Source organism: Vibrio hannami (genome assembly GCF_029589055.1).
Taxonomy (GTDB): Bacteria; Pseudomonadota; Gammaproteobacteria; order Enterobacterales; family Vibrionaceae; genus Vibrio; species Vibrio hannami.
Genome location: NZ_JARQZP010000003.1, coordinates 130,502 through 145,313, shown reverse-complemented (window position 1 = coordinate 145,313; position 14,812 = coordinate 130,502). Strand labels below are relative to the sequence as shown.

Annotated in this window: 12 protein-coding genes and 1 pseudogene; 7 read left to right on the top strand and 6 right to left on the bottom strand. The window is 43.2% G+C overall.

Annotation, left to right across the window (positions count from 1 at the left end; translation table 11 throughout):
• The first annotated feature begins 79 nt into the window (after positions 1–79).
• Positions 80–982 (top strand): LysR substrate-binding domain-containing protein, encoded by a 903-nt coding sequence (locus tag P7F88_RS02085; RefSeq protein ID WP_277821699.1) that lies wholly within the window; start codon positions 80–82, stop codon positions 980–982.
• A gap of 268 nt (positions 983–1,250) precedes the next feature.
• Positions 1,251–2,813, top strand: coding sequence for a polysaccharide lyase family 7 protein (locus tag P7F88_RS02080; protein WP_277821698.1), 1,563 nt, complete (start codon positions 1,251–1,253; stop codon positions 2,811–2,813).
• Positions 2,814–3,159: 346 nt separating this feature from the next.
• Here the strand turns inward: P7F88_RS02080 and P7F88_RS02075 are convergent, their stop codons facing one another.
• The gene (locus P7F88_RS02075) at positions 3,160–4,122 is read right to left on the bottom strand and encodes a nitrilase family protein (protein ID WP_277824508.1); all 963 of its coding nucleotides are present in this window, start codon (positions 4,120–4,122) and stop codon (positions 3,160–3,162) included.
• Between the two features lie 93 nt (positions 4,123–4,215).
• On the opposite strand from P7F88_RS02075, the gene P7F88_RS02070 reads away from it, so the two are divergent.
• The gene (locus P7F88_RS02070; RefSeq protein ID WP_277821697.1) at positions 4,216–5,094 is read left to right on the top strand and encodes a LysR family transcriptional regulator; all 879 of its coding nucleotides are present in this window, start codon (positions 4,216–4,218) and stop codon (positions 5,092–5,094) included.
• A 308-nt stretch (positions 5,095–5,402) separates the two neighbouring features.
• On the opposite strand, the gene P7F88_RS02065 is transcribed toward P7F88_RS02070, so the two are convergent.
• Positions 5,403–6,290 (bottom strand): LysR family transcriptional regulator, encoded by an 888-nt coding sequence (locus P7F88_RS02065; RefSeq protein ID WP_277821696.1) that lies wholly within the window; start codon positions 6,288–6,290, stop codon positions 5,403–5,405.
• 107 nt (positions 6,291–6,397) lie between these two features.
• Between P7F88_RS02065 and P7F88_RS02060 the strand changes: the two genes are divergently transcribed.
• A complete protein-coding gene (locus P7F88_RS02060; RefSeq protein WP_277821695.1) occupies positions 6,398–7,264 on the top strand; it encodes an MBL fold metallo-hydrolase in 867 nt (288 codons plus the stop codon).
• Positions 7,258–7,911 (top strand): DsbA family protein, encoded by a 654-nt coding sequence (locus P7F88_RS02055; protein ID WP_277821694.1) that lies wholly within the window; start codon positions 7,258–7,260, stop codon positions 7,909–7,911. Before P7F88_RS02060 ends, P7F88_RS02055 begins: the two co-directional genes overlap by 7 nt.
• Before the next feature lie 285 nt (positions 7,912–8,196).
• Here the strand turns inward: P7F88_RS02055 and P7F88_RS02050 are convergent, their stop codons facing one another.
• Entirely contained in the window at positions 8,197–9,180 is a 984-nt protein-coding gene (locus P7F88_RS02050) for an aldo/keto reductase (protein ID WP_277821693.1), read from the bottom strand.
• A 47-nt stretch (positions 9,181–9,227) separates the two neighbouring features.
• Between P7F88_RS02050 and P7F88_RS02045 the strand changes: the two genes are divergently transcribed.
• Positions 9,228–10,175, top strand: coding sequence for a LysR family transcriptional regulator (locus P7F88_RS02045; RefSeq protein ID WP_277821692.1), 948 nt, complete (start codon positions 9,228–9,230; stop codon positions 10,173–10,175).
• A 95-nt stretch (positions 10,176–10,270) separates the two neighbouring features.
• Here P7F88_RS02045 and P7F88_RS02040 read toward each other — a convergent pair.
• Positions 10,271–10,807, bottom strand: a pseudogene (locus tag P7F88_RS02040) (shikimate kinase).
• A gap of 449 nt (positions 10,808–11,256) precedes the next feature.
• On the opposite strand from P7F88_RS02040, the gene P7F88_RS02035 reads away from it, so the two are divergent.
• On the top strand, positions 11,257–11,544 hold the full coding sequence (locus P7F88_RS02035; protein WP_277821691.1) for a YciI family protein: 288 nt from the start codon (positions 11,257–11,259) through the stop codon (positions 11,542–11,544).
• A gap of 156 nt (positions 11,545–11,700) precedes the next feature.
• Here P7F88_RS02035 and P7F88_RS02030 read toward each other — a convergent pair whose 3' ends face one another.
• Positions 11,701–13,569, bottom strand: a complete 1,869-nt coding sequence (locus P7F88_RS02030) for a methyl-accepting chemotaxis protein (RefSeq protein ID WP_277821690.1) — start codon at positions 13,567–13,569, stop codon at positions 11,701–11,703.
• Positions 13,570–13,772: 203 nt separating this feature from the next.
• Positions 13,773–14,780, bottom strand: a complete 1,008-nt coding sequence (locus tag P7F88_RS02025) for a LacI family DNA-binding transcriptional regulator (RefSeq protein WP_277821689.1) — start codon at positions 14,778–14,780, stop codon at positions 13,773–13,775.
• Positions 14,781–14,812: the final 32 nt, after the last annotated feature.

Sequence of the window (14,812 nt, the reverse complement as noted above, 5' to 3'; positions counted from 1 at the left end):
TTAAAAACATATATCGTAGATAATCATGAATAAAAGGAATAGACTCATAACAGCAGAGTAAATAGACAAGGACAAGTCAATGGTCAAAGGAAGCGAGCTCCCCTCAATAAAAGCGTTACGTACTTTTATGGCGGTCGCCAGCACCATGAACTTCTCAAAAGCAGCCGATGAACTGGCGATTTCTCAGGGTGCAGTTAGCAAACAAATAGCGACCCTTGAACGACAATTAGGGCAACCGCTGTTTCACCGCCATATAAACGGAATAGAACTGACTAATGCAGGAAAACGGTATTTGCCCAAAGTGTCCGAAGCACTCCAGATCATCCAATCTTCGACCGCCAATGTACTTCAGTCAGACAAGGAGAGGGATTTATTAACTATCAATGTCACCCCCTCTTTTGCCAGTTTATGGTTGATTGAAAAAATAGAAGAGTTTACGAAGCTATACCCACACATTCAGATCAGCATAAAAACAGGCGATGGCCCTGTAAAAAACAGCAACAGCGATCACGATGTGTTTATTCGCTGTCTCCCGCTTTCTCAACATTATGAACACGCGCGGCTTTTGCAGAAAGAGATACTTTTACTCGTTGCATCTCCCTCGCTTATGAAAAAAAATCCGATTCGAAAGCAAGAGGATTTAGCCCGCCATGATTTTATCCCTCAGGTTACACGGCCTCAGCTATGGGAGCAGTTTAAAAGCGAGTTGAAGCTCGATTCAGAGCCGGACTATCGCAAAGTCGGTTATGAACATTTTTTCATGTCTTTAACTGCGGTAATGGACAACCGTGGTCTTGCCTTGTTACCGGACTTTATGGTGAAACCAATGCAGAAAAAAGGGCAGCTGGTAAACCCTCTGCAAATGAGCATGACAAGCCTATTCGGTTATTACGTTATCGTTCCGAGCTATAAAAGAGGGTTAAGAAAAGTATACGATTTTGAGAATTGGCTTAACTCAGAACTCGGAGAGAACGATGCCTAGCTCCCGTTAGAAAATAATCTAGAGCCTCTTTGAGAACCTACCCACCCTAAAGTTTTTATTAATAACAATGTGATCTAGTTAAAGTATGAAAAGCACAGAAAGTGTCACTAGTCCCATTTTTTCAACCAAATAATTATTTGTAATATAAGATTATGTATTGTCACCAGCAACGGCAAAGCACCATAAGGTAACCTCCCATAATGTAGGTGGTTGTGAGCATCTTGAGTGCTTGAAGGTGTCGAATTTGTAAGACAATAATAGGTTTAGTATGAAACAAACGATTGTAAAGAGCTTGATTGCCTCTTCCGTATTACTAGCGATGGGTTGCTCGAACGCAACGACTGCTGATTTTCCAAATAACAAAGAAACTGGTGAGCCGATTCTGACGCCGGTAGCTATCACTGCCAGTAGCCATGATGGTAATGGTCCTGATCGACTGTTTGATCAGGATTTAACAACACGCTGGTCTTCCGCTGGTGACGGCGAATGGGCAATGCTGGACTATGGTTCAGTGCATGAGTTTGACGCTGTTCAAGCAGCCTTCAGTAAAGGCAATGAGCGCCAGTCTAAATTCGATATTCAAGTGAGCGTTGATGGTGAAAACTGGACAACCGTGCTTGAGGATCAGATGAGCTCAGGTAAGGCAATCGGCATAGAACGTTTCCAGTTTACACCAGCAGTTAAAGCTCGCTACGTAAAATACGTTGGTCACGGTAACACTAAAAGTGGCTGGAACAGTGTAACTGAATTGGCAGCGGTTAACTGTAATGTTAATGCTTGCCCTGCTAGCCACATTATCACTCCCGAGGTGGTTGCTGCAGAGGCAACAATGATCGCTGAAATGAAAGCTGCGGAAAAAGCACGTAAAGAAGCGCGCAAAAATCTGCGCTCTGGTGACTTCGGCGCACCAGCGGTTTACCCTTGCGAAACCACAGTAAAATGTAACACACGTACCGCACTGCCAGTACCAACAGACCTGCCAGCTACACCGCGTGCTGATAATGCACCAAGCGAAAACTTTGACCTCACACACTGGTATCTATCTCAACCATTCGACCATGACAAAAACGGCAGACCTGATGACGTTTCTGAGTGGAACCTTGCAAACGGATACCAACACCCGGAAATATTCTATACCGCTGACGATGGTGGTTTAGTATTCAAGTCTTACGTGAAAGGTGTACGTACTTCTAAAAACACCAAGTATGCACGTACCGAGCTTCGTGAGATGATGCGTCGTGGCGACGAATCCATTAGCACAAAGGGTGTTAACAAGAATAACTGGGTATTCTCAAGCGCACCTGAAGCCGATCTAAAAGCGGCAGGTGGTATCGACGGCGTTCTAGAAGCGACGTTGAAAATCGACCATGCGACAACAACAGGAAACGCGAATGAAGTAGGTCGCTTCATCATTGGTCAGATTCACGATCAAAACGATGAGCCTATTCGCTTGTACTACCGTAAACTGCCAAACCATGCAACGGGAGCGGTATACTTCGCACACGAAAGCCAGGACGCTACAAAAGAGGATTTCTATCCGTTAGTAGGCGACATGACTGCTGAAGTGGGTGAAGATGGTATCGCACTTGGTGAAGTATTTAGCTACCGCATTGCCGTTAAAGGCAACACGATGACAGTGACGTTAATGCGTGAAGATAAAGACGACGTTGTACAAGTGGTTGATATGAGTGAAAGCGGCTATGACGTAGGCGGCAAATACATGTATTTCAAAGCGGGTGTATACAACCAAAACATCAGCGGAGATCTAGACGACTACTCACAGGCGACTTTCTACCAACTGGATGTATCTCACGACCAGTATCAAGATTAATAGTAACGCAAAAAACATTGCCTCCTGCTCATTGAGTAGGAGGTTTTTTTGTACAAGAAAACACCTACGCAAGCGTATAGGTGATATATTAATCATTGCCTCCAGAACTGCATAATTATACCGGGATCTCGTTCCCACGGTCTCCGTGGGAATGCATATGAGATTCAAAGTTATCAGTCAGAATATAAACCAAATCCTGAGTAACACCATGTTTTAATTAATATTTTAAGGATACATTTTCAACCATGGTATGCATTACCACGCAGAGCGTGGGAACGAGGTAATACTGACACAATATAATCACCAGCGTATAATTCGTTGGCGGCTGTTCGATAAGATACGCCATCTATTTTTGCGTAGAGAATCTTGCTTGATAAGGCGTCAATTCATTCCCTTCCATCGTTAAGGGAGCGTAGAGATTAGGTCTACGACCTCTGATCCAGCGTCTGCCTGTACACATGTTTAGATCTTTCGCATTGAGATCGGCAATTACCATATCATTATCGACGCAGTCAGTTTCAGCGATAATTTCTCCATAGGGATTGAGTACCATCGCATTCCCTGTTCTAACTTCATCCATATCAACTCCAACACCGTTACTAAAGATCAGGAACATGCCATTGTCATGGGCACGCGCGGGTAGCCAACGCATTAACCACTTTCTTCCTTTAGAACCTTGCATTTCAGAACGAATCGACTCTGGGTCTTGTTTACAATGATGCCAAAGCTGAGGCTCAATCAATCCCATCGCATTAGGGCTGCGAGAGTTCGTGCCACCTGTTTGATGAGGGGCGACCAGAATTTCTGCCCCCTTTAATGCCGTTATTCGAACATTCTCGACTAAATTATTATCCCAACAAATCAGGATTCCTACACGGCATCCATGTGGCGTATCAAATACCGTGTATTCACTGCCACTTCTCATGTGTTCGCTTACAAACGTATGCAGCTTTCTGTGTTTGGCTATCTGACCATCAGGCATTGCCATTACATAAGAATTGTAAAGATCTCCGTTCTTGTCTTTTTCAATTAAACCTGCTCCGATGCTGATTTGATATTTTTCAGACATTTCTAGTAAGCGTTGAGATGTTTCTCCTTGCGGGATGAACTCAGACAAATCATCGATCTCCGACTTTTGCAGTGTTGAAACATGCCAGTAACCAGTAACACACATTTCAGGGAAGACAATGATTTTGGCTCCTTCTTTAGCAGCCTTTACTACATAACTTTGAATGATCGATAAATTGTAATTTTTATCGTTCGCATGGTGATTAAATTGCACAGTGGCAACACGGATATCTTTCATGATCGTTCCTTTTTACTCAGTGAATATCCTCCATTTTAAAAACCTCATTCAATTCCGTATAATGAATAAACTTCCCATTAACGATGAGAAAATGGAATGGATTTAGGTGATTTACGCACATTCTGTCAATTAGCGGAAGACGGTAATTATCGAGTAGCTTCGGAGCACTTACACATTACTCAGTCAGCTTTAACCAAGAAGATTCAACGTCTTGAGGCTTTTTGTGGCGTGGTGTTATTTGAAAGAGGAAGACAAGGGGCCAGTTTGACGGCGGCAGGGGTTGCTCTTTTACCTGAAGCGCAGCGAATTGTTTCAAGTTTTGAATCTTATAAATGTCTAACCCAGCGAGTAGCCAAGGGCATTGCAGGAAACCTCAATATAGGTTTTGGTATATCTTCTTATCAACTTGCACCAGATTACATCGCTAAGTTTAAAAAACATTATCCAGAGATCCACATTACGCTCAACGATATACCATCTCAAAAGCAGTCAGAGCTCTTACTTCGAGGAGATCTTCACCTCAGTTTTAGTCGTCTACCAGCTTTAGCTCCGCTGAAGGGCGTGAAGCTCTGCACAGATCACCTAGTACTTGCGACACATCGAAGCCAAAGCATAAACATAAACAAATTGTGGTTTTCGTTAGATTCAATCGATTATTTACAGCTTAATCCTGAGCGAGGTATGGGCCTAAGCCAACAAATAAACATGGTATTAGAGGAGCATGAAATAAAACTGAATGTAGTTCAGGAGGCAGATGATATTCAAACATTGTTAGCACTAGTCTCCGCAAATTTGGGTTTCACTATTGTTCCAGCAAGTGCAAGGCATATTGCGAATGAGCATGTCGCTTTTTGGGAACTGTCCGGGGAAAGCAGTTCATGGGATGTCGGCCTAATTTGGAATGAGCAGTTACAGAGCGCTGCAAAAGATAATTTCATTCACTTTGTTGAAAGGTTGCAAATTGAACGTCGTTGATTCTATGGGTGTGCTGTAACTCACCATGTATAGATCCGTTACAATTGGTGCTTTATAACGTGAAAGTGCCCCATTTCGGCTTAACGTAATTACTCAGTGGCGGATCGTGCCACTGAAATCACCGTACTGTTACTCATGGTTACCAGTTGAGACGCCGTGACAGCAAACTTCCAGAAGATGTCACTTTTTAACATTTCAATCTCTACACCACTTTCGCGTAATAATTTGCTTGGATGCATTGTCTGGCGGGGGTGTCCAGTTTGAATGGAGCAGTTTAGCTTTTGTAATGGCAAAAATCAGGCAAAACATTACCAACGAGCTTCGGCAAAATAGTTTGATAAATAATCAATCAGTGTACGAACAGTTGATGACATATATTTTCTGGAAGTATAGAGAGCATAAATGGTAAGGTCGTCTGGTTTCCAGCTTGGCAAAACCTGCTGAAGCTGACCACTTTTAACGTATTGGTTTGCGAGATAAGTTGGCTGAATAGCTATGCCTGCGCCACACAATGCTGCGTGCAGTAAGGTTGTCGTTTCATTTGCTGTCAGATTACACTTAACTTCTACCGATTGTTGCGAGTTGTCTTTTGTCAAATGCCAGATATGTTGTTGGAAATTTTTATACCCAAGACAAGTATGATTGGTTAAATCGCTCGGTTCAGAAATAGTACTATTTCTAGTCAAATACTGTGGCGAAGCTACCACAACTGACTCACATACCGATATAGGCTTGCCTATCAGAGCCGGATCAGGTGCCGACGCGATTCGGATAGCAAGATCTATCTGCCTTTCAGTCAGGTCGGTTACTGAGTCTTGCAAGTCGATATCGACATTTACTTTGGGGTTCTCTGCCATAAACTCTTGAATAGCTGGCACCAATTGAGAATAACCAAAAGACATGCTGGTTGCTAACCGAACTGTACCCGACAATTCACCACTGGTGTCTGCCAGCCTGCTTAGGCTTTCTGCTTGCCTAAGCCATTGTTTAACTTCCTCCAGACATGTTTCGCCCGATGTTGTCAAAGAAACTTTTCGTGTGGTTCGATGTAACAGGCGTGTATTCAGCCAAGCTTCCATCGTCTCAATGTATCTCGTCACCATGGGACGAGACATATTCAGCCTGTCTGCTGTGGCGGTAAAACTGCCAGTCGTTGCAACATCAAAAAATACTTTTGCGGCTGTTAGCCTATCCATACATTCGATCGAATAAAGAAACAATAATGCTCAGTTTGGTGTGTTTTTCTGAGCACGTCAATTCTTTATTATCCTCCCCATACCCAAACACATTGAAGGAGAACGGTATGAAAAAATTAACTCTAATCGCCACATCTGTCTTACTGGCCACAAACGTAACCGCAGCGGAAAATACACCACTTACTCTTGATGTTTATAACGCTGACAAGAACAGCTTCCACGTAAATTCAACATTAGTAATCGGTGAAAGTGAAGTCATGGTAGTCGATACGGGCTTTACCAAAGCAGATGCTCTGCGCATTGCCGCAAAAGTTCTTGATAGTGGCAAAGAGCTGAAAACTATTTTTATCAGTCAGGCTGACCCAGATTATTACTTTGGAGCAGAAGTACTACATTCACTATTCCCGAAAGCACAAGTTCTGAGTACTCCAGCAGTTATTGAGGTTATAGAGAAAAAGCTTGCAGGAAAACTAGCATTTTGGGGGCCTAAAATGGGGAATAATGCTCCGGTTGAACCGTATCTACCACAAGCTATCGAAGGCAATGCGTTGACAATTGAAGGACACAAAATTGAGATTCGTGGCACTCAAGGAGAATTGGCTCATCGTCCTTACTTGTGGATTCCTTCTAGCAAAACGGTTCTGGGTAATGTCGCCGTTTACGGCAATTTGCACCTTTGGATGGCTGACGCGCAGTCTGAGGGTAGTCTGAAAGCCTGGGTTAAGCAGTTGGAAGAACTACAGGAGCTAAATCCGGAGATAGTCATTCCGGGACACATGAAAGTCGGAACTAAGCTTGATGCAAGCACTATAAGTTATTCTCAGCAGTATCTGGCAGACTTCCAGCAGGCGAAAAGTAGCAGCCAGAATAGCGCTGAAGTGATAGGAAAAATGTCTGAAAGCTATCCTGATGCACAACTGTCTATGGCTCTAAGTATTGGTGCTAAGGTACATATGGGTGAAATAAAATGGTAAAAGTACACTACTTTTTCGACCCGATGTGTGGTTGGTGTTACGGTGCTACTTCTCTGTTAGTTGCAATTGCAGCTAACACTGAGATTGAGTTGGCGCTTCACCCCGGCGGTATGATTGACAATAAGGCTATCGAGCCCGATTTTCGGAGCCATATCCTCGTCAATGACGAGCGTATAGCCAAAATGACCGGAGCACAGTTTGGAGATGAATATATCCAGCGAGTGAAAAGCGACGATAAAATGATTTTGGACTCTTTCATCACAGCACGCGCAATTCTAACAGCAAAGCAATTGGGTATCGCCCCATTAGATATGTTGAAAGCCATTCAGCATGCCCACTATGTTGATGGTAAGCAGGTCAATCATCCCAAAGTACTCGAGGAGCTATCAGTAAAATTAGGATTAGAAGGCGCACAGTGGCATAAAACTATGAATGCAAATCTAGGTATCGAGCAGGAAGAAATACAGAGAAGCCGACTGTTAATGCAGAAGTTACAGGTTTATGGGTATCCGACGCTGATCCTTGAAGTTGCGAATAAGTTTATAGTACTTCCTCATACTGAGTTTTATGGCAAGCCTGATGAGTGGCAGCAGCTTGTTGATAGCTATATCCGCAGCGATTCCAGTACTTTTCAAACTGATATGTAAAAATATTGAAACGCGAATTAAGGTACGAGTATGGCTTCTCCAGATGTTGATCGAACACCAGAAGAAGCGGCTGAAAAAATTTTTGGATTATTTAAGACCGCTAAAACTGGCAGTTTCTGCAGTTTATTTGGAGGTGATAGCTCGTGGTAATTGCAATGAGTGATTTATAAACAACTTAAGAAATCACTTATGCATTGCTGCTAAGGTAGCGAAGTTGTCATGAGTAGCGCCTCCCAGATGCTTTTACAAGCACTACAAACATGGGAAAGCCTGCTGATGTAGTGCTTATGCGTTCAGTCCCTTCATTCCTTCAGGCGTATACCGCTCACCAATAACTGGAAGCTTTTCGACCAGACTCTCTAGGCGTTTTAGTTCTGCTGGGCTTAGCACAATTCCTGCAGCCTCAGAATTTTCCTGGATATACTTTAATTTTTTTGTGCCGGGTATAGGTACAATGTTATCTCCTTTCGATAGCAACCAAGCCAAAGATAACTGTGCTGGTGTACATCCTTTTTCAACCGCAAATTCAGCAATGACATCCGTAATTCTTTGATTTTTCGCCATAGCATCTTTTTCAAAGCGTGGTAAAGCCTCTCGGAAATCCCCCTCAGTAAATCCTTCACTACCCTGGAACCTGCCAGCCAGAAAACCACGCCCTAACGGTGAGTAAGGCACAAATCCAATGCCCAAAGCTTTACAGGCAGGCAGAATGCTTTCCTCAACTTCACGAGTCCATAACGAATACTCACTTTGAACAGCAGATATGGGATGGATTGCATGAGCTTTCTTAAGTGTTGATGCACTAACCTCGCTTAGGCCTATGTGGGCGATTTTTCCCTCTTTAACTAAATCAGAAAGCGTCGCAATTGTTTCTTCTATAGGTTGGGCTGGGTTTACCCGGTGGACGTAATATAGATCGATCTGCTCAACACCAAGTCGCTTGAGTGATGCTTCGCAGGCTAAGCGAACATAACTGGGGCTATTGTTGATAGAGCGGGCATATTCACCTGGCTTACGCACTATGCCAAACTTAGTGGCAATACGGACACTTGCATTTGTTTGCTTTAAAAACTTGCCGATCAACTCTTCATTATGGTTCGGCCCGTATGTGTCAGCTGTATCATAAAAAGTAATACCGAGATCATACGCCTTCGCCAATACCTTTAATGACACTTCATCATCCCGTGGCCCATAAAACTCACTCATGCCCATACAGCCAATACCTATTGCTGAAACTTGGAAGCCAGGTACCAGTTCTCGAGTTTCCATAGTGCGTCTCCTTGATTAATTTAAAGACAGTGTGACACTATCCACTAATGAAAAATACAAACAAAATAGAGAAAGAGCCTTCCGATATCGGAAAACAAATACCTAGAGACTGGGTATGGGATGATGTCAGAACATTCCTAGCGATCGCCCGTTCAGGAACCTTAAGCGGTGCCGCCTCAGAATTAAACCTTGGTATTGCCACTTTATCTCGCCGTATCGAACGGTTAGAAACCGCATTAAACCTTCCATTGTTTGTACGCTTTCAATCAGGTTATCAACTAACTGAAGATGGAGCGAGCTTGATAGAGAAAGCTGAAGCCATTGAAGCTGCTACAATAGTTTTCGAATCAAATGCCTCATTACAATCTCAACTTAGCGGCCGAGTACGACTGGCAACTGCTGAGAACCTGGCAAATCATCTGATCATCCCAGCACTGCCTGAGTTTCAGCGTCAATACCCTGCAATTACGATTGAATTCGTTACCGATATCTCTACAGCCAATCTACACCGACGTGACGCCGACTTAGCTTTACGAATGGTTCGACCCGTACGGGGTAATGTTACTCTGCGTAGGGTTGGAGAGTTAGGTTATGGTTTGTATGGCAGTGCACACTATGTAGATCAACGGCAAAAACTCGTAGATTCAGCCACCTTTGATGCCGATGATTTTATTAGCTGGGGTGAAATGCAGACACAACTACCCGCAGCACATTGGCTAGAAAGCGTACTACAAGGCAGAGAGCCCGTTCTAACAACAACCTCGCTTGCCTCGCAAGTTGCGGCAACAAAAGCAGGTCTTGGACTAGCTGTATTACCGCATCTGCTTGGAAATCTATATAATTTTGTCTGTGTTGAAAAAGACATTGGCATCAATCAAACCATTTACTTGGTTATGCATTCTGATTTATCACACTCACGAAGAGTACGCGCGGTAGCAGACTTTCTTGTAGAATTAGTGGAATCTAACCGCCCAATATTGTCAGGAAACCACTAAATTGGTTTTATTTCACCAGGAGTAAACCATCCGTACTTTTTGAGATTGGCACACTTGAATAGAGTGCGAGTTACTACATTTTCGGTAAGTGTAGCTCAAATCTCTGTCTGCATAGATAGCACCGATCTCACAATGTCATCAGCAACTTCTTCTGGCTTAACACCACCTGTACTGAACTGATGAAACTGGTTATAAAATGGCCTGCTCTGTTCTTGGAGCTTTATCATAAGCTCTATTTTATTTTTAGCAGCCTCGAAGCGTGGCCTGTACGTGTCTGTGCTAGAAGAAAGAAGCCTGATTACGATTTCATCTAGGTTAGCAACCAGGCAAATAATGTGACCAGTCTGACTCATAACATCAATGTTGCTCTGGCTTGTCAAGAATCTACCGCCAGTTGATATGACAAGGCCTTTCTATGAAGCTAACTCAGAGGCAACTTGTTCTTCTACCAAACGAAATTGCACGTCTCCATTTGGCTGGCTTAAAATATGACTTGCAGACCCTACATTCTCATTTATATATTCATCTGTATCGATAAACTCTCGGCCAAGTTTGGCTGCAACCAACTTACCAACTGTGGTTTTCCCAGTACCCATAAGGCCAGTGATTATCAGATTATCGGGTTCAAGCATATTTATTTACTCTATTGGTAACATAAGATATTCGGTTACTTTGATTCATTGTAAAAACTCGGTCAAGTATTAGCCTAGCGAAACGCATCTTGGGGCATTTTCGCTTCGGGGACTGCTGAGGTATTGCATACTTTCTAGAAACCAATGCATAAAGTCAGTCTGATGCGACAGATCGCTGGTGACAAGTTTTGCCCAGAACTAAGCAAGTTAACCACCGTTATTAACGATGATCTGTAATGTAACTGCATTATGAGAAGTTATATAAAACAATGTATAGAGGGTTACTACATCCGAAAACTTATAATAAAGAAATAGAACTTATGGTTATCAGCCTCAACTGAACGGGCAGATCAGAATTGGAAGCATTGCTTTCAAAGGTGTTTGTAGACTTTTATCTTCACTAAGAAGTACTGTATATACAATTAGTTGAGCTTAAGTGAGAGAAAACTATGTTTATAGTGTCATTAACATATGTATCTAAAATCGAAGAAATTGAAAAGCATCTATCAGCTCATATGATGTTTTTAGATAAGTATTATGAGTCAGGAGTTTTTCTGGCTTCAGGAAGAAAAGTTCCCCGTACAGGAGGGATTATACTGGCCAAAGCTGATACACCAGAGAGTTTAGAAGCAATCCTAAAGGAAGATCCTTTCTATATAAATAAGTTAGCTGAATACGATATTACGGAGTTCCTACCTACGAAGGCTTCTCAGAAGCTTTCTATGTTAATTGAGTAGGTATTTGCTGCTACCTTCCCAATAGACGCTTGCTAACTAATGTCCAAAAGCTCCTTAGAGCCCCTGCAATGGCATTGCATCAACCCGATCACCAGATTAAAAAAACGCCAGGCATCAATGCCTGGCGTTAATTGTGTTAACACGCTTAACTGATTGCTAGACAACAAACTGATTCAGGATATTGGCCTGATCTTTTACGTTTTCTGTCTGTACTTGCATTGCAACGCTTGCGTTGTTCGCTCCTTCAGAAACCATTACCGACAGGTCTTTAATCTTGAGGGTATTGGTATTAATCTCTTCAGCAACCAGGCTCTGCTCTTCTGCTGCGGAGGCTATTTGCAGGTTCATGTCTGAGATCTGTTCGATAGCATTACGGATTTTTTCTAATGCGAGTGTCGCTTCCTGAGCGTACTCTACCGTATTAACAGCAGTCTCGTTACTTTTACCCATTGCATTCGCAACCGACGCTGCACCAGCCTGTAACTGCTCTATCATGGTTCTGATCTCGGTAGTCGACTCCTGAGTTCGCTGTGCCAGGTTACGCACTTCGTCTGCAACGACAGCAAAGCCTCTACCTTGTTCTCCAGCACGCGCGGCTTCGATAGCAGCATTTAGTGCGAGTAGGTTGGTTTGCTCAGCGATATCGTTAATTACTTCCAGAACCGTTTCTATGCTACCTGTCGCCTGCTCCAGATTTTTAACTTGTTCTACAGCGTCAGATACGTTGGTTGAAAGCTCAGATATCGATGATGTAGTGCTCGCAACGACATCACTACCTTCTTTTGTAGCGTTATTGGCTTCCTGCGCCGCTGCTGCCGCGTTTTGTGCATTACCAGCAATAGTATTTGCGGTTGCAGACATTTCGTTCATCGCCGTTGCCAACTGTTCAAGCTCCTGTAGCTGCTCACTCATTGCATTAACCGACTGATTGGCACCTTCAGAGGTAGCTTCCGCGCCTCGAAGAATCTCTTCACTAATGCCTTTCAGGTTTTGTATTCGGCTTTGCAGGTTCTCTGTGAAGGTATTAAAACCAGAAGCTAACGTTGAAAACTCTTTATCAGTATCGGTACTCAACCTTTGGGTTAAGTCTCCCTGACCGGAAGCAACATCCTGGATGGCATCATTCAGGCTATCCAGAGGTTTCATCAATCTCGCAATTAAGCCTAGCAGAATCACTATACTAATCAGTACAGATACAAAAGAGAACACTGCGGAACTGTTACGTGTATCTGTGACGGCTTGAAGAAGAACCGACTGATCTAACGCCGCACCGATATACCAGCCATATTCTTCTACTTCAACAAAACGGAATTGATATTCATCGCCGTCAAGCTCGACGTACTGAACTCCCTCACGCAAATTAATATCAGGGTGGTACTTAGAAAATTCCTGCCCATTTCTCTCTTCGTCAGGGTGGGCAATATAGGTGCCATCGTTTGCGACGATAAACAGATTACCTGCATTAAAAAGATCGACTTTATTTACAATCTCAGCTAGGCCGACAAGGCTAACGTCAAAAAATAATGCACCTCTAAAGCGACCGTTTTCTTTAAGTGGCGTAGCGATTGATATAAGTATTTCTTTGGTAACGGCATCCGCATATGGGGAAGTAATAATAAGATCATTTGCCGCTTTAGCATCAACATACCATGGGCGAACTCTCGCGTCCCATGTAGGGCCAGGATCCCAGCTCCTGTCGCCACTGATCGCTTTACCATTTGTTTCCAGGCCACCGCCAACAAGTACAAATGGATTCTTCAAAGAGGGTTGATCCAAAATCGCTTGGATGCCTTCAGGCGAATCATACCTGTCGGCCATTTCGGTGGTATAACGGGCTAAGTCACTTCGTCCTTTCATTTCCGCAACGATATTATCATCGACGCTGTTCATGATATCACTCAGGCTGACTTCCAGTGATTCCTCTATTTCGCTCTTTATAGAAAAGAACTGAAAAGCGGATACAGCAAATGCACTGATAAGAAACAGAGCTGCTGACGCAATTACAATCTTATGAGCAAACTTCATTTTAACTCCCTGTAAAATTAGACTCGAAGACTTACTTTTAATTACTAACCTGTTGGTTGAAGTTATTACATATAGAATATCGACCGATACCCGATAAACTATAATTCTTAATTATCAGTATAGATCTATCTACTCAAATAACCTCAGGATGCAGCTGGTTAAACAGCACCCCAAGTTCACTCGAATATATTGGAAGGGAAAGGTTAAAGGATTACATCATCAGATTGTCTGGCAACAATCTCTGCAAAGTACCAATTCTTAGTTTCGAATTTTTTGTTCTCTAGCTTATTAAGCATGAGCTTTGCCATCTCTTCGCCCACACTCACCGTGTCGTACCAAAGTGATGTAATTGAAGGTTTGCTATAACGGCTCAACTCATAATCACCATACCCGGCTATGGCTATATTACTACCTGGCTGATAGCCCAACTCCTCACAGGCGGCTATCGTACCAAGCGCCATCGTATCATCCGCACAAAGGATAGATGTTGGCCGCTCTGCCAATGATAAAACCTGGCGAGCCATTTTAATGGCATGCTCTTCACTTAGATCGCCGTTAAGTAGCAATCTTGAGTCAAACTCTATTCCAGCTTCTTCCAGCGCTTTTTGATACCCGCGCTTACGTGCCTGAGAAAATGTCAGCTCTATTGGCGCATCCAGGAATGCAACACGCTTGTGCCCGTTTTTTATCTGGCGCTTGGTCAGGTGATATAACGCTTGTTCGTTGTCTACGTCCACAAAACTATCTTCAGGAAACCCTTCATCATGTCCTAGGCAAACATAGGGAAAGCTGCTCTCTTTCATCATGGCAATTCGTTCATCGTTGTTTCGGGTACGAACAATAAACAAGCCATCAACAAGACCGCTTTTTATAAAATCAGAATAAACTTTAGACTCATCCTGCCATTCAGCTACTGTCGTTACGATAAGTTGATAATCGTGTCTTGCCAAAAAAGCTGAAGCACCGGTTAGTACCTTGGAGAATGCCGGAGATACGAACATGCGGGAGTTAGCAGGAAGGAGGATACCAACATTACGGGACTTGCCTGATGCCAGCCGTTTTGCTGTAGGGTTAGGTTTATATCCTATTTCTTTAGCGGCCTTCAGTACCTTTTTACGGGTATCTGGATTAACGTCATGATAACCGTTCAATGCTCTGGATACGGTCGACTTAGAGAGCCCTAGATGCTCGGCTAGTTTTTTGATAGACATTGTTCTTGTTTAAACCTTTATTATAAAGGCAA